Genomic DNA, 18154 nt, shown 5'->3' with positions numbered 1-18154 from the left:
GCCCGGTGACCGGGTGCTGGTGCAGGGCGCCGGGGGCGGGGTGGCCACGGCCGCGATCCTGCTGGCCCGCGCCGCGGGACTGTGGGTGCGCGTGGTCACGCGGGACCCCGCCAAGGCCGGACGAGCCGCCGAGCTCGGCGCGCACGAGGTCGTCATGTCCGGGGCGCGGCTGCCGTCCGACTGCGACGTCGTCCTCGACACCGTGGGGCAGGCCACCTGGAAGTCCTCTCTCGCCGCGGTACGCCCGGGCGGCACCGTGGTGCTCTCCGGCGCGACCACCGGCTTCGACGCGCCGACCAACCTGGCCCGGCTCTTCTCCCGGCAGATCAACGTGCTCGGCTCGACGATGGGCACCCGGACCGAACTCGAGGACCTCATCGGGTTCCTCGTCGCCGGCGGCGTCCGGCCGCTGGTGGACTCGGTGGCGCCGCTCGACTCGGCTCGTGAGCAGTTCTCCCGGCTGCTCTCCGGCCAGGTGTTCGGCAAGGTCGTGGTCGAGCCATGAGCTACGTTCAGGTCAGCCGCCGGGGTTCGGCGTTGTGGGCACGCCTGGACCGGCCGGAGCGGGCGAACGCCCTCGGCCCTGAGATCGTCGCCGGGCTGACCCGGTGGCTCGCCGACGGAGCGGCCGACCCGGCGGTGCGGACCCTGGTCGTCACCGGAACCGGCAGGGCGTTCTGCCCCGGGGCCGACGTCCGGGCCTCCGCCGCCCTGCGGGACGCGGACTCCCGCCTGGCCTTCCTGGAGAGCGGACGCGATCTGATGGCGGCGATCGAGGAGTCACCGCTGCCGGTGATCGCCGCGGTGAACGGGGCCGCGTTCGCCGGCGGGCTGGAGCTGGTCCTCGCGTGCGACCTCGTGATCGCGTCACAGGACGCGGTCTTCGGGGACCTGCACCTGCCACACGGGCGAATCCCGGCCTGGGGCGGCTCCGCGCGGCTGGTCCGCGCGGTGGGAGCCGCGCGCGCGACCCGGATGCTGCTCCTCGGCGAACGGTTCAGCGCCGCCGAGATGACCGAGTTCGGCCTGGTGAGCCGGACGGTTCAGGGAAGCCTGCTGGTGCAGACCGTCGACGAGGCGGCACGGGTGCTGGCCGGATACGACCGGACCGCCGTGGCGGAGATGACCGCGCTCATCCGGTCGGTCCGCCGGCAGACACCGCCGGAGGCGCTCCAAACCGAGTGGGCGCACTTCCAGCGGCACTTCACCGGCCACGGCGACCCCGGAGCCGTCACGATCCGTCGCTGAGCGGCCGGGGCGCGGTCACTCCCGGTGCTGCTCGCGCGTCACGGCGCGGCCGGTCAGAAAGGACAGCGCGAGCAGCCCGACCACGGCAAGGCAGACGAGTCCGGAGACACCCAGGGCCTGCCGTGCCCCGACCAGGTTGGCGAACCAGCCGAAGATCGGCGCCCCCACCGGGACCCAGACGAAGAAGGCGATCACGTACAGCGCCATCATGCGCCCCTGGACGTTCGCGGGTGAGCGCAGTTGCAGCGCCGAGACGGCCGAGGTGCCGAACACCTGCATCGTCACACCCGCGACGAACAGCCCGGCGGCCAGGATGAGCCCTGACGGGAGCGTGGACACCAGCACCGTCACCGCGGCGAAGACCGCCGACCAGGCGAGCAGGATCCGGTTGGTCGGCTCGGACCTCAGCGACGCCGCCAGCCCCGCCCCCACGATGCCGCCGGCCCCGATCATCGCCGTCAACGCGCCGAAGCTCCCCGCCGCGTCCTTCTCCGTGGAGTCCACCAGCAGCGGGATGGCCAGTTGCAGGTGGGTCATGCCGATGCCGAGCATCAGCCCTCCCAGCAGCGGCACGAGATAGGCCGGAGCGCGCAGGTCCGCGAGACCCCGGCGACCGCCCGCGGGCTCCTCCGCCTCCGCCTTCTCGCCGCCGGGCAGCGGGCGCACCCTCACCAGCGCGAGGCAGGAGACCAGGCCGAACAGCGCGACGACGGCGAACACCGCGGCGGTGCCGGAGAAGGCGATGACGCCGCCGGCCAGGGCGGGCCCGGCGACACGCGCGAGCTGGAAGACGGCGCCGTTCAGCCCGACCGCCGCGGCCAGGAACCGGTACGGGACGAGCTGCCGGGGGTAGGCCAGCCGCACGGGCGCGTCCAGCGCTCCCGGGACGCCCAGCAGGACGGCGAAGAGGTAGGCGATCGGCAGCGTCACGGCGTCACCGGCGATCAGCACCGCGAGGACGACACTGGCCAGCACGACGACGCTCTGCGTCATCAGCATGATCCGGCGCTTGTCGAACCGGTCGCCGAGCGCGCCGCCGCTCAGCCCCAGCAGGATCATCGAGATGTACTGCAGGCCGGTCACCACGCCGACCGCCACGCCGTCACCACCGGAGATCTGGACGACGAGCCACACGTGGGCGGTGCGGTGCATCCACATCGCGCCGTTGCCCAGCACCTGGGCGAGGGCGAACCAGCGATAGCTCACCACGGCGAGCGCCCGGAAGGGCGAACCGCGCTCGGCCGTCACGATGCCCGGCGCCACGGCGGCACAGGCCGTACCGCGCCGTCAGGGGCGCCGGCCGTCACCGTGGCCGACGTCACCACGATCCGCATCGCGCCCACTCTCCGACCGGCGGCTGGTTCCACCCGTCGGCCTCGCGCGGCACCGGCGGCGGCCGGCGCGACGGCGTGGCACCTTCCCAGGCCTCGTCCGGCACCGCTGATGACGGCCACCCGGCCCGCGCACATGCTCACTGACGCACCGTCCTCTTCTCCGCTGATCCCCACCACATATGCCGGTCCTGGAGACCGCGGGCGATGATGCCGAGCTGGATCTCCGACGTCCCCTCCACCACGGTCAGGTTCCGCGCGTCGCGGTAGAACCGTTCCGCCGGGTGTCCGGCGACGCTTCCCGCGGCACCGAAGATCTGCGTGGCCAACCCGGACACCCGTACCGCGCACTCGGTGGCGTGCAGTTTCGCCACGGCCAGTTGCCCGGCCGAATCCGGCCCGCTGTCGCCGCTCTCCACCAGGGCCGCGGCCCGGTAGGTCAGCAGCCTGGCCGCCTCGACATCGGCGGCCGCCCGGGCCAGTTCCCACTGGATCCCCTGTTGCCGGATCAGCGCCACCCCGTTGACCTGGCGCGTTTCCGCGTAGCGCACCGCGTGCATCAGGGCCGCCTCGGCGAGGCCGAGCCCGCGCGCGGCGACGACGGGGCGCATGGTCGCCAGCGAGCGCAGCAAAGGGCCGAGCCCGGTGATACCCGGCAGCATGGCGTCGCCGGGAACGCGCACGCGGTCGAGTCCGATGTCCCCCAGGCTCATTCCCCGGACCGACGAGCGGGGATGGAGCCGGAGGCTCAGCCCCGGGACGTCCCGGTCCACGATGAAGGCGCGCAGCGCGTCCGGCCGTCGTTCGGCGCGATCGGCCGTGGTCGCGACCACCACGTACCAGTCGGCCTCGTCCGCTCCGGAGACCCAGCTCTTGTGACCCGAGAGCAGCCAGCCGTCGCCGTCCGGCTCGGCGCGGGTGGACACACCCAGCACATCGCTACCGGCCTGCGGTTCGGACATGCAGAACGAGCCTCTGCTCCGGCCCCGTCCCAGGGGGATCAACCGCTCCCGTCGCTGCTCCGGCGTCCCCCCAAGGAGCAGGGGCGCCGCGGGCAACCGGGACAGCAGCAGCATCAGGCCCGCCGCGCTCGAGTACTGCGCCATCACCTCGGTGGCGTGAGTGAGCGCGGCGACCCCCCGGGGGGCGTGGCCGTCGGGACCACCGAGCTCGGGCGGCAGGCTGAGAGCCAGCAGCCCTTCCGCGGCGAATCTCCGGTAGACGTCCTCGGGGTAAAGGCCGTCGGCGTCGATCTCGGCGGCCCGTGGTCGGACCGCGTCCACGGCGATCTCATGAAGGCGGTCACGGAAGGAGCCGAAGTCTTGGAACATCATCACCTGTCCTTAGATACCGACCAGATGGTATGATCGGGCGCACATCCCCGTCAACGTCCGGGTCGTGATCGGCCGGGCGGCCGTCAGGCCGAGAAGGAGACCATCATGACCGTGGCCCCCCAGCAGAATGGCGTGCTCCGCGGCATCGCCGTCGCGGTCCAGGACACCGCCGCCGCCGAGAGGCTGCTGGGCCGCGTGACGGACCTCCCGGTCACCGTCAGGGACGGCGCCCGCTGGACCGCGCTGGACGCGGGTGGGGTCACCGTGGCCCTGACCGTGGCCGAGGAGTTGCCCGGCGGCGCGACGGTGAGCCTCAACGTCAAGGTCGCCGATGTCGCGGCCGCGCACGACCTGCTGATCGCCGCCGGCGCGCTGTCCGTCACGGCACCGGCCCTGACCGCGCACGAGGAACGGGCCGCGGTCCGGCTCGGCGACTCCGTGGTGCTCTCGATCTACCGGTCGCTCCCCCGGCAGGCCTGACCGGCGGGCCCGGGGCCGGGTCGCTCCCGGCCCGCACCGGCCTCGGCCTCAGGAGTCCCGAGGCACCCAGCTCTCGGTGGACACCCCGTTCCGGTCGAGTCGCGCCAGGCGGCCGAGCGTCTCGAGATGGACGAGGTGCGACATGGTCTCCGCGACGGCGGCCCGGACCATCGCGGAACCGAACCGCTCCAGGGGCCGTGACCAGCCGATGCGCCGCGTCACCTGCCAACCGGACACCCCGGGGTCCGCGCGGACCACCGACTCCACCTCGTCGAGGCGCAGGTCGTGGTGGCCGGCCAGGAAGTCGGTCCTCTCGTGCAGTCCGGAGAACCGGTTCTCATGCCCCGGCAGCACCTCCTCTACGTCGAGCGCGGCCACCTTTCGCAGGGAGGCCAGGAAGTCCCCCAGGACATCCGACTCCTCGGCCGGGTGCACACCGACACCCGGCGTGATCCGCGGCAGCACGTGATCACCGGAGAACAGCAGCCGGTGCCCGGTGTCGTACAGGCAGAGATGCCCCTGCGTGTGACCTGGAGTCCACACCGCCCGCACCGACCACCCGGGCAGATCCAGCATCGCCCCGTCGGGCACCCCCGTGACCGGAGCGGTCCAGGACCCCTCGGATGAGGGGGCGCTGGCGGCCAGCATCTCCTCGACCCGCGCCGAAGGCACGCCCCAGCGGGGATAGGTGGCCTCGAGCGCTCGCCGGAAGTTCAGCGGGCCGCTCCTGCCGCCCCGCAGCCGTCCCGCCTCCAGCTCGTGCACCAGCACGCCGGCCCCCGACACGCCCGCCACCCGGTAGGCGAGGCCGAGATGGTCGGGATGGGCATGGGTGACGACCACCTTGCGCACCTCGTCAAGACGCCGTCCCAGGAAGGTCAGTCCGTCTCGCAGGCTCCGCCAGGACTCCTCGCTGTCCCAGCCCGCGTCCACGAGCGCGATGCCACCGCCCGCCAGTTCGAGGACATAGACGTTGACCGCCTGGAGCGAGGCGATCGGTATCGCGACCGGTATCGACCACAGGCCGGGACGGATCTCAACCGGTCGCCAGTCGATCGGCCGCCGAGCCGCCGAGGCCAGATCGGCCTCAGTCGACACTGAGGTACCGCCCGCCGAGAAAGACCAGCGGCATCTCTCCGGTCCCCGTCTCAAGGTGCGTCACCCTGCCGACGGCGATGCTGTGGTCACCCGCCTGGTGCTCGGCCTCCAGGTCGCATTCCACCCAGGCGACCACGTTCTCCAACCGCGGCGCGCCGTTGCCCGCCGCCGCCCAGGAGAGTCCGCGGAACTTGTCGGGCTGCTTGCTCGCGAAGGCCGCGCAGACGTCCTGCTGGCCGGCCGCGAGGACGTTCACGCAGAAACGCCTCGCCATTCGGATCTTGGGCCAGCTCGTGGAGCTCTCACCGGGGCAGAAGGCTATCAGCGGGGGATTCATGGACACCGAGGTGAACGTGCCGATCGCCAGTCCGACCGGCTGCCCGTCCGGCCCGATACCGGCGACCACCGCGACACTGGTCGGCACGTTTCCCAGCACCCGCCGGAAGTGCGCTCCCGGGATCGTCGCGGACGCGCCGGAGGATCCGGCCTGGCGCGACGATCCGGTCATCGGAACAGTCGTCATGCCGACTCCTTGATGTCGTTCGCCCCGGAGGACCGGGACGCGTCCGAGGCGACAAGCGCCGCGCGCTGGACCTTTCCTGCCTCGCTCCGGGGCAGTGCGTCCACGAAGGCCACCTGCCGCACGCTCTTGAAGTGGGCGAGCCGCTCACGGCACCAGGCGATCAGCTCGTCGGCCACCGCCGTTCCCACCGCCGTTCCCGCTGTGGGGACGACGAACGCCTTGGGCACCTCGCCGAGGCGGTCGTCCGCCACGCCGACCACCGCGACGTCGGCCACCGCGGGATGCCGACGTAGGACCGCCTCCAGTTCCCCCGGCCACACCTGGAAACCTCCGGTCTTGATGACCTCCCTGCTACGCCCCACGAGATACAGCACCCGGTCGGCGTCGACATAGCCGATGTCGCCGGACCGGACCCAGCCGTGCTCCACGAGCGAGGCCCCGTCACCGTCCGCGTCGACGTAACCCTTGGTGCGCGTGGACTTGACCCAGATCTCGCCCTGTTCCCCGGCCTCCCGGGAGGCGCCGCCCTCGTCCCGGATCTCAAGCTCGACACCGTCGTAGATCCGGCCGACCGACCCCGGCTTCCAGCGCCCCTCACGAACGTCCCGGGCATTCCACCCCGCAACGTGGCCGAGCTCGGCCGAACCGTAGTTGGACATCACGATGACGCCGAACCTCTGCTCGAACAGGGCTTTCAGCTCGGGGTCCAGCCGCTGCCCCGCGACGAGCACCTTGCGTACCGAGGAGATGTCCAGCCGCTCGGCGGTGTGCGTCAGGTCGTACACCATGGTCGGCAGCAGGAACAGATTGTCGACGCGGTAGCGCGGCACCAGCCGCGCGATCCGGTCGACGGAGAATCGCTCGACCAGCAGCACCGCCCTGCCGACGTGCCAGCCGAACAGCAGGGACTGGATGCCGCCGCCGTGGAAGAGCGGCAGCAGCACCAGGTTCGGCGGCACGGACTCGTCCGCCGGCGGGTACAGCCCCTCCTCCGGCTGCCGCCCCTTCTGCGCCCGGGCGAGGGTCGACATCGAGGCGTACGTGCCGGAGTGGGTGACGGCCACGGCCTTCGGCATTCCGGTGGAACCACCGGTGAACAGCAGCAGTCCCTCGTCCTCGTCGGCCGGCTCGGGGGCCCTGACCGGCGGCGAGTCGCTCTCGGCGGACCCACGAGCCGTCTCCCCCGCCGTCCGGACCACGTCAAGGGAGAGCACCGGGACGCCGACGCCGTCTTCGGGGAGCCTCGCCGGGTCGGCGACCACCATGCCGGGCCCGGTCTTGGCGACGCACGATCGGACCTCGTCGGAGTTGTAGAGCCCGCTCATCGGGACCGGAACGAGACCGGCCTTCCAGCAGCCGGCGAGACCGAAGACCAGCTCGGGGCTGTTGGCGAGGTAGAGGCCCACCCGGCTGCCCGGCGTCGAGCCATGCTCGACGAGGGCGCGGGCGACCGCCGAGGCGGCCTGGTCGATCTGCCGGTACGTCCAGGTCCGGCCATCCTCATGGATGAGTCCGACGCGGTGTGGCGACCTGCTCGCCCGCGCCTCCAGGTCGTGTACGAGGTTACGCCTCAACTGTCCTCCTCGGCTGTTGGCACGGTGGCCGAACATCGTGATTCCGTTCTCCCGGCGGATCGGCCGCGCCCATCGCGCCTGCCCTCGGGTCCCCTCCGGCGCTTCGGGTGAGCTGCGGTCCACTTCCGGCGCCCATTATTTTGATACCGACTAGTCGGAATATTACTGCGTGCCGGACTCGCTGTCCACTTTCTCCGCCTCCGACCGAGGGGCCCACTCGACCAGCAGGTCCAGCGCCTCCACCCGGTCTCCGCGGACCCACAGCGGGTTCACCTCGACAGCCCGCAGCTCGGGGCCGAGGGCGGTCGCGAGTCGCTGCACTCCGTGCACGGCGGCCGCCACCCTTGCCAGGTCGGCGGGCGCCGAACCGCGAAAGCCGCCGAGCAGCCGCGAGACGCGCAGCTCCGACAGCAGGCCCGGGATGTCCCGCTCAGGCACTGGAAGCGGCCTGACCGCGACGTCCTCCAGCAACTCGGTCAGCACCCCACCGGACCCCACGGTCAGCAGCGGACCCCAGTTCGGATCGTTGATCACGCTGACCAGCAGTTCCACGCCCGCCGGACGCATCGGGGCGACCAGCGCTCCGTCCAGCGCCGCGCCCGGTAGCCGGCTCGCCACCTCGGCCAGCATCTTCTCGAAGGCGGACCGCACGGCATCGGAATCGCGGAGATCGAGCACCACACCCCCCACATCGGATTTGTGGGGCACGTCCTCACTGATCACCTTGAGCACCACGGGGAAGCCCAGCTCGGCGGCCGCCTCCGCGGCCTCGTCGGCCGTGCGGGCCAGGCGGCTGGGGGGTACCGGCACTCCGTACTCGACCAGAAGCCTCTCCGGCTCGAAAGCGGCGGCGCCCGCGGTGCCGCCGGTCACCGGCGCGGCGGGGCTCCGGTCCCGCAGCGCGCGCGGCAGCAGCTCCGCGTACCTGGCGGACCTGTCGAGCGCGGTCATCCCCGCCGCGATCCCCGGCAGGATGGCCAGGTCGTTCTCACGGACGATCTCCAGCGCGAACGGGCTCAACGCGAAGACCGCACCGGTCTGGAGCACCACCGGTACCGGACTGTCCCTGATCGCCTGGGCGAGCCGCCCGAACCGGGCCCGAACCACGTCCTCGTCCGGTCCAGGCGCCGTCGGCAGCACCACGGACTGCAGGATCGTCACGTCGTAGTCGTCGGCGCCGTGCTCCGCCACCAGTCGTGTCGCGGTGAAGGGAAGGTCGGCCGCCTTGACCACGAACCCCGTCACATCCAGGGGGTTCTGGACGTCGGCGAAGGCGGGCATCTCCTCGACCAGCGCCTTGGCCAGGGGACCGGCGAAGGGAGGCAGCGTGAAGTCCAGCGGCTCGGCCGCGTCGGCGATCAGTTCGCACGCTCCCCCCGACGCGGCGACGACGGCGAGCCGGCGTCCACGCAGGCCCCGGGGGTGGCGGCCGAGCAGTGCCGCCGTCGCCACCAGGTCCTCTATCGAACGCACCGGGACGACACCAAGGTCCTCCAGGGCCGCCACCGTGGAGGCGTGGTCGCCCACCAGGGCCCCGGTGTGCGACAGGGCCGCCTCGCGTCCCAGTGACGAGCTGCCGACATGCAGTGCGACGATCGGCTTGCCCCGCTCCGCCGCCCGCAACGCGGTCGCCCTGAACGCCGCGGGGTCGCGCACCGACTCCAGGAACACCGCGATGACATCCGTGGCCTCGTCGTCGACGAGGTGGTCGATCACGTCGGTGGCGGTGATCACCGCCTCGTTCCCGGTGGTGGCGAGCAGGCTCAGACCCGTGCCCCAGCTCCGCGCCAGGCTGAGCACGTGGGTGGCCAACCCCCCGGACTGCATGACGACCCCCACGCGGCCGGCCGGCAGACCGTCCGGAACCGGCAGGCCGAACAGCCGCACCCCGTCCGTGGCGTTCACGAACCCGCTGACGTTCGGGCCGAGCAACCGGGCGCCCCCGGCCGCGCAGAGCTCCACCAGACGTCGCTGTCGCTCCGCACCCTTGGGGCCCGCCTCACCGAGACCGGCCGAGAGCACGACGAAGTCCCTGGTACCGGCCGCCAGCGCCTGCTCGACGAGGTCCGCCACGCGGTCCGGCCCGACCATGACGAAGGCGAGGTCGACCGGCTCGTCCAGCGCGTCCAGGCCCGGCACGGTCCGTCGCCCGTGCACCGTGCCGCGTCGCGGGTTCACCAGGACGACGTCGTCGAGTCCCGCCGAGAGGTCCGTGCCCGCGAGCACGAGCCGGGTCCAGCCGGAGGACTCGCTCGCACCGATCAACGCCACCCGCCGTGGCGCGAAGAAACCGCCGAGGTCACGCGTCGGCGCCGCGACCGGTACATCCTTGGTAGCGCTCATTCCGCTCTTCCTTCGAATCAGTGGATTCCCCATTTTAATACCGTCCGGTCGGTATGCTCTTCCGGCCGAAGAGGGCGTCCGGGAGAGGTTCCCCGCTCGACGGGGCTGACCGGGTCGCGCGGCTCCGTCGTTCCGCAGGCGGGAAACCCAGGAGAACGAGAGCCGCACCGACCAGGTGGGCAGCCATGGCGAACGTGGTCTCCGTGCTGCGAGGCACCGTCCGCCCTCAGACGCTGGCCAGACCGGCGAACCGCGGCATGACCTCTTTCGCGAACAGCTTGACGGACTCGACTGTTCGTTCGTGCGACGTCCCGAGCCAGTACGGCCGGGCGATGATGTGGTTCACACCGGTCTCCTCCAGGCGCGCGATGCGCTCGGCCACGAAGTCGGGGTCACCCACCATGAACAGGTTCTCCCACATGTACTCGAACTTCTCCTTCTGGAAGGCGAGCTGCGGGTACTCGGCGTAGTTGAAGTACTCCCGCTCGACGTTCGATCGCACGGTGTCCCTGGCCAGCTGTGTGGTGGGGGCGCAGAACACGTTCACGATCATCGGGTACTCGCGGCCCTCACGCGACTTGCCGGCCTTGGCCAATGCGTCGTCGTGATTGGCCATGGCCTTCACGTGCCAGCCGGGCTTCGGCGAGTTACCCGGAATGATCCAGGCGTCGCCCAGCTCCGCGGCCTTCCGCACCGAGATCGGGCCTCCGGCCCCGACCCAGATCGGCGGACCTCCCTGCTGGAACGGCTTCACGCAGATGCTGTCGTGGACGCTGTAGAACTCGCCGTCGAAGTCCACCCTTTCGCCGGTCCACAGCGCGCGGATCAACCGGATCTGCTCGTGCATCTTCCGGAAACGGTTGGGCTTGTCGATGTTCATGGCGGCGAACTCGTTGTTCCGGTAGCCCGCCCCCACCCCCAGGACCAGTCTTCCCCCGGCCATGTGGTCGAGGGTCGCGAACTCCTCCGCGATGTGCACGGCGTGGTAGGCGGGCAGGATCACCAGGCTGGTCCCGACGGTCATGTTGCCGGAGTGCTGGATCAGTTTCGCGACGACCGAGATGGTCTGCGGTGTCTGCAGGTTCGCGAGAAAGTGGTTGATGGCGAAGATCGAGTCAAACCCCTGCTCGGCGGCCAGCTCGGTCAGGTCCCACAGCTCGTAGAGCCGCTGGCGCAGGTCGTCCTCCGGCAGGTACTGATGCGACGCCAAGATGCCGAACTTCATTATCGCTCCTGTTCCGGCGTGCCCGCTGACGCCGTTTCCGCTCGCTGTGCGGCCCTGAAGGCACGGACCTGCTCCGGGGTGGGCAGGCTGACGAACTCGACCTGGATCTGATCCGGGTCCTCGCACATGAACATGGTGATCGGACCGTAGTTGTCCAGGACGCTGGTCGCCGGGGGGTGGTAGCAGTCCACCCCCATGCCGACCAGACGGTCGTACACGTCCTGGATCTCGTCGGCCGGTACCGGGAAACATATGGAGAAGATGCCCGGGTCTCCCGGCCGCTTGGGGTGGGACTCCTCCGGCACCGGCAGGTCCCACTGGATCAGCTCCAGCTGCCCGATCTTCGTCGGCCCCTGGAAGTACACCGCCCTGCCACCGGCGCCCGGAGGTGTCCGCAGCCGCTTGTGCATCGTCTCGTTGCCCACCCGCATGTCCAAGGTCATGCGCAGTCCGAGCCCGTCGCGATAGAACGGGATGGACTTCTCAAGATCGCGAACACTGACCGCGATGTGGTGGATCTCGCCGACCATCGGCAACTCTCCCTCGATAGTGGACGTCAGCCGAGCTTTCCTCCGAGCCGGAACCTCGGCGCGACCGCGGCGTCCCGGTCCCTGAGCGCCTGGGCAAGGCCCTTGTCCCGCCGCTCCTTGACGAAGTTGTACTCGCCCTCCGCCAGCGAAAGGTTCGTGGCCCAAGCGTGCCCGATCCAGTTGCCCACCTCGCCGACGCCCTTGCCGCGAGCCTCCATGGCGATGCGCATCATCGACTTGCCGATCATCAGGCCGTCCAGCGGCATGAACGAGATGGCCGTGACGTACTCGTCGACGGCGGCGTCCAGCTCCTCTCTGGGCACCACCTGGTTGACGAAGCCGATGCGCTCCCCCTCCTCCGCGGTGAGGGGCCGCATCGTCAGCATGATCTCCTTCATCTTCTTCAGCCCCAGGTTCTCGATCCACAGGTACATGTCCTGCGGGGCGGAGCCGAGGTAGCGGAAGGCCGGATGGGTGAACTGGGCGTCCGGCGAGGCGACGATCATGTCGGCACCCAGTGCGATCTTCATGTGACCGCCGTAGCAGTAACCGTGCACCTGGCAGATCGTCGCCTTCAGGCAGTTCGTGACCTTGTTTCCAAGGCTCTCGGAAAGGAGGTTCCTATCCGGGAGGATGCGCTGGCGCTGCGCCGGACGCCCCGCCCGCTCGCCCTTCTTGTTCTTGCCGTAGCCGATGTAGTAGCCCAGCTCGGCGGCGTCCGCGCCGGAGCCGAAGCAGTCGCCGTTGCCCTTGAAGACGATCGTCTTCACGTCGTCGTCCACCTCGGCCTCCCGGATCAGGTCGCCGACCCTCTCGAAAGCCGCCACCGGGATGCCGTTCAGCTTCTCCGGGACATTGAAGATGATGTAGGCGACCGCCTTCTCCGGGTCCTTCTCGTACAGCACCGAGTTCTCGATGGCCTTCTCGTCGATCGCCATGCCTTCGGCGTCCCACTGAGAGGCCAGGAGTTCGTACTCGCTCTTCTTCATCAAACTCTCCAGGAACTGGGAATGGGCCGACCGTCAGACCGAGGTGAGCTGGGGAATCACCTTCGCGGCGAAGGTCTCCATCGACTCGATGGCACGCTTGCGGTCAAGTGAGGGAATGTGGAACCAGCCGATGTAGTGGGTGACACCCAGTTCGTCCCGGATCCGGCCGAGGGTGTCGACCACCCGGTCCACCGACCCGAAGGTGCCGCCGTGGGTCAGGGTCTTCTCCACGGTGAGCAGACCGATGTTCCGCTGAACCTTGTCGTAGTACGCCCGCTCCGACTCGATCGCCTCGTCGGAGCCGGGAATCACCTTGCCGACGCTGCGGTAGTAGTTCAGCGCGGCCCCTGCCGCCGCCTGCAGACCGTCCGCACTCCCGCCGACCCACACCTGCTGCATGAAGGGGAGGTCGAAACCACCGCTCTCGTGCCCGCCTTCGACGAGCGCCTCACGGTAGGAGTCGTAGTTCTCCTTGATCCGCTGCATGGGCGTGAAGCTGGACGACACGATGATGTGGTCGCCGGCCAGCCCGCGCTGCCGGAAGGTCTCCGGTGACGACGTGCCGTGCAGGATCGGCGGCCCTCCCGGAGTCACCGGCTTCGGGAAGACGTTCATGTCGCTGTACTGGAAGTGCTTGCCCTCGTACGACCAGTCCTCCTGAGTCCACGCCAGCTTCAGGATGTCGACGATCTCCGCGTACAGCTCCTTGTTGGCGTTGCGGTCCTTGCCGAAACCTCGGAACTCGCTCGGCTGGTAGCCGCGTCCGATGCCGAGCACGAGACGGCCGCCGGACAGGATGTCAAGCAGCGCGGCGTCCTCGGCGATGCGAAGCGGGTCGTGCAGCGGGACGACGACCACTGCGGTGCCAATGGTGATGTTGCGCGTCCGCTCGGCGATCGCCGTGCCCAGCATCAGCGGATTACCGAGGATCCCGTAGCGCGAGAAATGGTGCTCCGCCAGCCAGCACGAGTCGAAGCCCAGTTCGTCGGCGATCTGGATTTCCTCGATGGTGTCTCGCAGCACCTGCGCGTCGTCTCCGTCACCCTCGGCCGGAAACAGATTCATCACGCCAAATTTCATGCTTCAACCCCCTCGTTACATTCCGACCAGTAGGTATGGTACGGGTATCAAACTGAGATCGTCAAGGTGCCGGATGGCTGGACTCCCGGTACTCCCCCGGCGGACGCATCAGCGTTCGCGGGCCGTTCCACGGCCTCACCGAACGGCGTCAACGCCGAGGTCAGCAGCATCACAGGGCATCCTCAGAGGCGCGGTCGTCCGAGCGCGCCCCCAGGTTCTCCGCCTACGACGGACACCCCGGGCCCGGTGAGCAACCGGGCACACGACGGTGCCCGTTTTCTCACACCGACCGGTCGGGACGTTACTGGCTGGAAGAAGCCCCGCTCGTCGGCGAGATCAGTCCTCCGAGGACCAGCTCGGAGAGCTGGTCGGCCACTTCGGAGACGGCCAGCAGGCCGTCAGGGCGGTACCAGTTGTACGCCGAGGTCAGCATGCCAAGGACTCCGAAGCTGGCGATACGTGGCTGCAGGGCCGAGTTGAAAACCCCTTCTTCGATACCTTGACGGATCACCGACTCGTACATCGCGTCGAGCTCGTCGCGCTTTTTCTTTATCGCGGCGAAGCGTTCCTCGGTAAGGAAGCGACGCTCCTGAGTAAACACGGTGACATGGGCGCGGAACTGGTCGATGGCGACCAATGACTCAAGGATGAGCTGCCGCAACCGTTCGACCGGGGTCTCGAATGACTCAAGAATGCGACGGCAGTTCCGGAGCCGGTCGTCGATGTATTCCTCCTGTATCTGCTGAAGGATCTCCTCCTTACCGGAGAAGTGATGATACAAGGCCCCCTTGGTCAGGTTGGCCTCCTTCACGATGTCCTCCACGGACGTCGCGTGGTAACCGCCGACCTCGAACAGCTTCAGTGCACTTGCCAGCAGCGCCCGCCGCGTCTCCGCGGGAGAATAGGTGCCCCGGGGGCCACCTCGTGATGCGGTACGTGCCATGGTTCTCGTCCCCCTTACCTAGAACGGTTTTTCAGTGGTTATCTGCCACACAGGGTAGGGCGTCCGCCGTCACAGTGCGCGAGGTCAGGAGAGGAGCATCGAATCGGTTTTCTCCGAGGATTCCCGTAGCACCCGCTTGAGCACCTTTCCCGAGGGATTGCGGGGGAGCTTGTCCACGAAAGCCACGGATTTCGGCGTTTTGAAGGACGCGAGACGTTCACGGCAGTAGCCGAGCAGATCGTCCTCCGCCAGCGTCGCGCCGGCCTTCAGCACGACGTACGCCTTAGGCACCTCCTGCCAGCGCGGATGCGGCACACCGATCACCGCCGTCTCGGACACGAGAGGATGAGTGTAGATCACCCGCTCGATCTCCTGGCTCGCGACGTTCTCCCCGCCGGAACGGATCATGTCCTTGAGCCGATCCGTGATGTAGAGGAAACCGTCCTCGTCCACCATTCCGACGTCACCCGTGTGGAACCAGCCACCCCGCCACGCCTGAGCGGTCAGCTCCTCGTCACCCCAGTAGCCGGGCGTCACCTTCGGGCCGCGGAGCACCACCTCACCCTGAACACCCGGACCGGCGTCGTTCTCGTTCTCATCGACCACCCGATACTCCACGAAGGGCACGGCCGTGCCGACGGAACCACGCTTCGACACGACGTGTGCGACGTCCATGTAGGCGATGGAGCTGCACGCCTCCGTCATGCCGTAGGCCTGGACCAGGCGGGTCGTCGGCAACATCTCCCGGACCTCGCGGTACAGCTCTCCGGCGGCCGCGCCGAAGATGATCCACTTGAGCGAGGAGAGGTCCCGCGAGCCGTCCGAGGCCGACCGCAGGCTGTGCAGAATCGCCTGCACGAAGATACCACCGGTGACCTGGTGCTCCTCGATGAGCCTGAGTGCCAGTGGCGCGTCGAACTTTCGCATTATCACCAGCGCCCCGCCGTTGAAGAGCGCGCCGACGCCGGGTGAGTCCCAGGCCGCGACGTGGTACAGCGGGGACGAGATGAGGAGCCGGTCGGCCGAGGAGAGCCCGAGCTCGCTCGTCTGGGCGATGACGTTCAGCGCGGCCATGCCGTGCGTGATGATCACGCCCTTTGGACGGCTGGTGGTTCCCGAGGTGTACATGATCCGTTGCGGGTCGTCGAAGGCGACCTCCGCCGACGGGACCTCCCGGCCCGAGTAGTCCGCCAGCACCTGGGAGAAGAGCGACCATCCGGGAGAACCGCAACCGTCACCGTCGAGCTGCACCGACGCCCGCAGGCGCAGGTCCTCGCAGATCTCGTGCATGACCTCCACGAACTCGGTCTCACAGATCACCGCGACCGCTCCCGAGTCGCGAACCAGGAACTCGAGCTCCACCCGCTGGAGCCGGTAGTTCAGCGGGACCGCGATGGCCCCGAGCCGGTAAACGGCCAGCACCGCGCAGACGTACTCCGGCGAGTTCATGCCGAGTACGGCGACCCGGTCACCCTTCCCGACACCGCGTTCGGCGAGGAACGCGGCGGTGGCGTGGACCGAGTCGGCGAGACGCCCGTACGTCCAGACGTCCTCATCGGTGATGAGCGCGGGCTCCGTCTCCCTGCGTACCCTCTGAAGATCGACCAGTCGCCCAAAGTTCATCGCGGTCATTAAATTCGGACCTCTCCTATCGATTTCCGGAGGACTTCAGAAGGTTCGCCGACCGGCACCTCCGCCAGCGCGGGGATGACCTCCTCGCCGAGCAGCCGGATCGAGCGCAGCACGTCGGCCTGGGGCATCCCGGTCCACTGCAGCCGGAGCACCACGTCGGTGTAGCCGATCTCCGCGTAGCGGCTCAGCCTCTCGATGACGTCCTCGGGTGAGCCGATCACGGCATGGCCGCTGATCAGGTCGTCCAGCGAGGCACCGTGCTTCCAGCCGCGGTAGTTCTCGTACTGCTCCGCGAGGAAGGCGCCGGCCGCGTCGACGGCGGCCTGTCGTGTCAGGGCGACACAACCCTCTCGCAGCAGCGGGTAGTCACGGTCGAGGGAGCGCCCGTGCTGGACCAGGGCCTCCCGGAACATCGCCATCCGCTCGGCCACCTCCTCGACCGTCCCGTTGGGGGCGACGGCCCAGGCGGCGTCGAGTCTGGCCACCCGGCGCATGCCCACCGGGCCGAAGGCCCCCAGCCAGAGCGGTGGCCCCGAGGGCTCGACCGGCTTCAGCAGCACCCGGGCGCCGTCCAGTTCACCGAAGGAGCCCGACCTGGTGACCGGCTCCCCCGACCACAGGGCTCGGAGGACCTCGACGTACTCCTCCATCCGCTTGAACCGCTCCTCCAGGGGGATCCCGAACGCGCGGAACTCCACGCTGCGGTAGCCCGCGCCGAGTCCGAGGATCAGACGCCCTCCGGAGAGCTGGTCGATGGTCGCGAACTCCTCGGCGAGCGCCAGCGGGTTGTGCAGCGGCAGCAGGTAGACGCCGAATCCCAGCCGGATCCGCTCGGTGCGCGCGGCCAGGTAGGCCACCGTCGACAGTGGTTGCAGGAACTGCGAGCGGGTCAGGTAATGGTGCCCGAGCAGGATGGTGTCGAGGCCCATCTCCTCGGCCAGCGCCACCTGCTCCATCGTGTCGCGCAGCCCCTCGCGGACCGATGCCTCGGGCGTGTAGTGCGCGGAGAGTGACATCCCGACCCGGATGCGACGGGTGGGTCTCGTCTCGGTCATCGTCGTTCCTCCTCGTCGGTCCGTGCCGTTCGCACGGCCGCGTCTGCCTGTGTCATGCGGGTGCCTGGCCGGCGAAACGGCGCAGAGCCGATTCGACCCCGAGTGCCACCCGCTCCCCCTCGTCGGCCGCGGCGAGCCGCCCCACGAGTTCCTTGGTGGCGCGTACCGCCCCGTCCGGATGACCGGAGAGCAGGCCGGCGACCCGCACCGTCTCCTCGTCGTGCTCCGAGGCCGGGACGACCGAGGTCACCAGCCCGTCCGCCATCGCCCGGCGCGCGTCGAACCGCTCCCCGGTCACCGCCCACTCCAGCGCCGCGCGGCGCGTCATGACGGAGAGCAGTTCCGGGATCACGGTGGCGGGCGGCATGCCGAGCCTGATCTCCGGAAGCCCGAAACGGCTGTCGTCCGCCGCTATCACCAGGTCGCAGCGGGTCAGCAGGGCGCAGCCGAATCCGAGAACCAGGCCCGCCGGAGCGGCCACGGTCACCTGTGGCAGTGCGCTGATCGCCGCGAGCAGCCGTCGGCCATGCCGGAAGAACGACGCCAGCACCTCGGGATCGGCACCGGCCAGCCGCTCGAAGTCGGTGACGTCCCATCCGGCGCAGAACGGCCGGCCGGCGGCCCGGAGTACCACGACGCCGATCTCCGGCCGGGGTGCCAGCCGTTCGAGGGCGGCGACCAGTTCGTCGCAGACCTCCTGTCCGATGGCGTTACGCCGCTCGGGCCGGGACCAGGTCACCGTCGCCACCGGGCCGTCGGCCACCGAGGC

The 18154-nt window shown here is 69.6% G+C and carries 17 protein-coding genes; 3 read left to right on the top strand and 14 right to left on the bottom strand.

Annotation, left to right across the window (positions count from 1 at the left end; translation table 11 throughout):
• On the top strand, positions 1–505 hold a 505-nt coding region (locus ABZ260_RS25515; RefSeq protein WP_355622350.1), incomplete at its 5' end, for a zinc-binding dehydrogenase.
• The gene (locus ABZ260_RS25510) at positions 502–1248 is read left to right on the top strand and encodes an enoyl-CoA hydratase/isomerase family protein (RefSeq protein ID WP_355622347.1); all 747 of its coding nucleotides are present in this window, start codon (positions 502–504) and stop codon (positions 1246–1248) included. The genes ABZ260_RS25515 and ABZ260_RS25510, both read left to right, overlap by 4 nt.
• Positions 1249–1263: 15 nt before the next feature.
• Here the strand turns inward: ABZ260_RS25510 and ABZ260_RS25505 are convergent, their stop codons facing one another.
• Together ABZ260_RS25505 and ABZ260_RS25500 are read right to left on the bottom strand one after the other, a co-directional pair.
• Positions 1264–2511 (bottom strand): MFS transporter, encoded by a 1248-nt coding sequence (locus tag ABZ260_RS25505; protein ID WP_355622344.1) that lies wholly within the window; start codon positions 2509–2511, stop codon positions 1264–1266.
• Between the two features lie 208 nt (positions 2512–2719).
• Positions 2720–3913 (bottom strand): acyl-CoA dehydrogenase family protein, encoded by a 1194-nt coding sequence (locus ABZ260_RS25500; protein WP_355622341.1) that lies wholly within the window; start codon positions 3911–3913, stop codon positions 2720–2722.
• Between the two features lie 105 nt (positions 3914–4018).
• Between ABZ260_RS25500 and ABZ260_RS25495 the strand changes: the two genes are divergently transcribed.
• Positions 4019–4393 carry a VOC family protein gene (locus ABZ260_RS25495; RefSeq protein WP_355622338.1) on the top strand — a complete coding sequence of 125 codons (375 nt, stop codon included), beginning with the start codon at positions 4019–4021 and terminating at the stop codon, positions 4391–4393.
• Positions 4394–4441: 48 nt separating this feature from the next.
• Here the strand turns inward: ABZ260_RS25495 and ABZ260_RS25490 are convergent, their stop codons facing one another.
• The 12 genes from ABZ260_RS25490 to ABZ260_RS25435 form a co-directional block, all read right to left on the bottom strand.
• A complete protein-coding gene (locus tag ABZ260_RS25490) occupies positions 4442–5491 on the bottom strand; it encodes an MBL fold metallo-hydrolase (RefSeq protein WP_355622335.1) in 1050 nt (349 codons plus the stop codon).
• Positions 5481–6014, bottom strand: a complete 534-nt coding sequence (locus ABZ260_RS25485) for a flavin reductase family protein (protein ID WP_355622332.1) — start codon at positions 6012–6014, stop codon at positions 5481–5483. Before ABZ260_RS25485 ends, ABZ260_RS25490 begins: the two co-directional genes overlap by 11 nt.
• A complete protein-coding gene (locus ABZ260_RS25480; protein WP_355622329.1) occupies positions 6011–7588 on the bottom strand; it encodes a class I adenylate-forming enzyme family protein in 1578 nt (525 codons plus the stop codon). The genes ABZ260_RS25485 and ABZ260_RS25480 overlap by 4 nt, the downstream gene beginning before the upstream one ends.
• A 162-nt stretch (positions 7589–7750) precedes the next feature.
• Entirely contained in the window at positions 7751–9931 is a 2181-nt protein-coding gene (locus ABZ260_RS25475; protein ID WP_355622326.1) for an acetate--CoA ligase family protein, read from the bottom strand.
• 226 nt (positions 9932–10157) lie between these two features.
• Positions 10158–11156, bottom strand: a complete 999-nt coding sequence (locus ABZ260_RS25470; protein WP_350962303.1) for an LLM class flavin-dependent oxidoreductase — start codon at positions 11154–11156, stop codon at positions 10158–10160.
• Positions 11156–11686 carry a VOC family protein gene (locus ABZ260_RS25465; RefSeq protein ID WP_355622322.1) on the bottom strand — a complete coding sequence of 177 codons (531 nt, stop codon included), beginning with the start codon at positions 11684–11686 and terminating at the stop codon, positions 11156–11158. Before ABZ260_RS25465 ends, ABZ260_RS25470 begins: the two co-directional genes overlap by 1 nt.
• Positions 11687–11712: 26 nt before the next feature.
• Positions 11713–12675 (bottom strand): enoyl-CoA hydratase-related protein, encoded by a 963-nt coding sequence (locus tag ABZ260_RS25460; protein WP_350929874.1) that lies wholly within the window; start codon positions 12673–12675, stop codon positions 11713–11715.
• A 33-nt stretch (positions 12676–12708) separates the two neighbouring features.
• Positions 12709–13755 carry an LLM class flavin-dependent oxidoreductase gene (locus ABZ260_RS25455; RefSeq protein WP_355622319.1) on the bottom strand — a complete coding sequence of 349 codons (1047 nt, stop codon included), beginning with the start codon at positions 13753–13755 and terminating at the stop codon, positions 12709–12711.
• Between the two features lie 301 nt (positions 13756–14056).
• Complete coding sequence (locus tag ABZ260_RS25450; protein WP_355549250.1) at positions 14057–14698, bottom strand: TetR/AcrR family transcriptional regulator; 642 nt, start codon at positions 14696–14698, stop codon at positions 14057–14059.
• An 84-nt stretch (positions 14699–14782) separates the two neighbouring features.
• The gene (locus tag ABZ260_RS25445; protein ID WP_355622316.1) at positions 14783–16321 is read right to left on the bottom strand and encodes a long-chain-fatty-acid--CoA ligase; all 1539 of its coding nucleotides are present in this window, start codon (positions 16319–16321) and stop codon (positions 14783–14785) included.
• A gap of 8 nt (positions 16322–16329) precedes the next feature.
• Positions 16330–17385 (bottom strand): LLM class flavin-dependent oxidoreductase, encoded by a 1056-nt coding sequence (locus tag ABZ260_RS25440; protein WP_355622313.1) that lies wholly within the window; start codon positions 17383–17385, stop codon positions 16330–16332.
• Between the two features lie 52 nt (positions 17386–17437).
• A partial coding sequence (locus ABZ260_RS25435) for an enoyl-CoA hydratase/isomerase family protein (protein ID WP_355622310.1) occupies positions 17438–18154 on the bottom strand: 717 nt, incomplete at its 5' end.

The sequence above is a fragment of the Streptosporangium sp. NPDC006013 genome (assembly GCF_040614275.1).
Taxonomy (GTDB): domain Bacteria; phylum Actinomycetota; class Actinomycetes; order Streptosporangiales; family Streptosporangiaceae; genus Streptosporangium.
The sequence above is the reverse complement of the archived record's forward strand: the minus strand, read 5'-3'. Positions and strand labels throughout refer to the sequence as shown.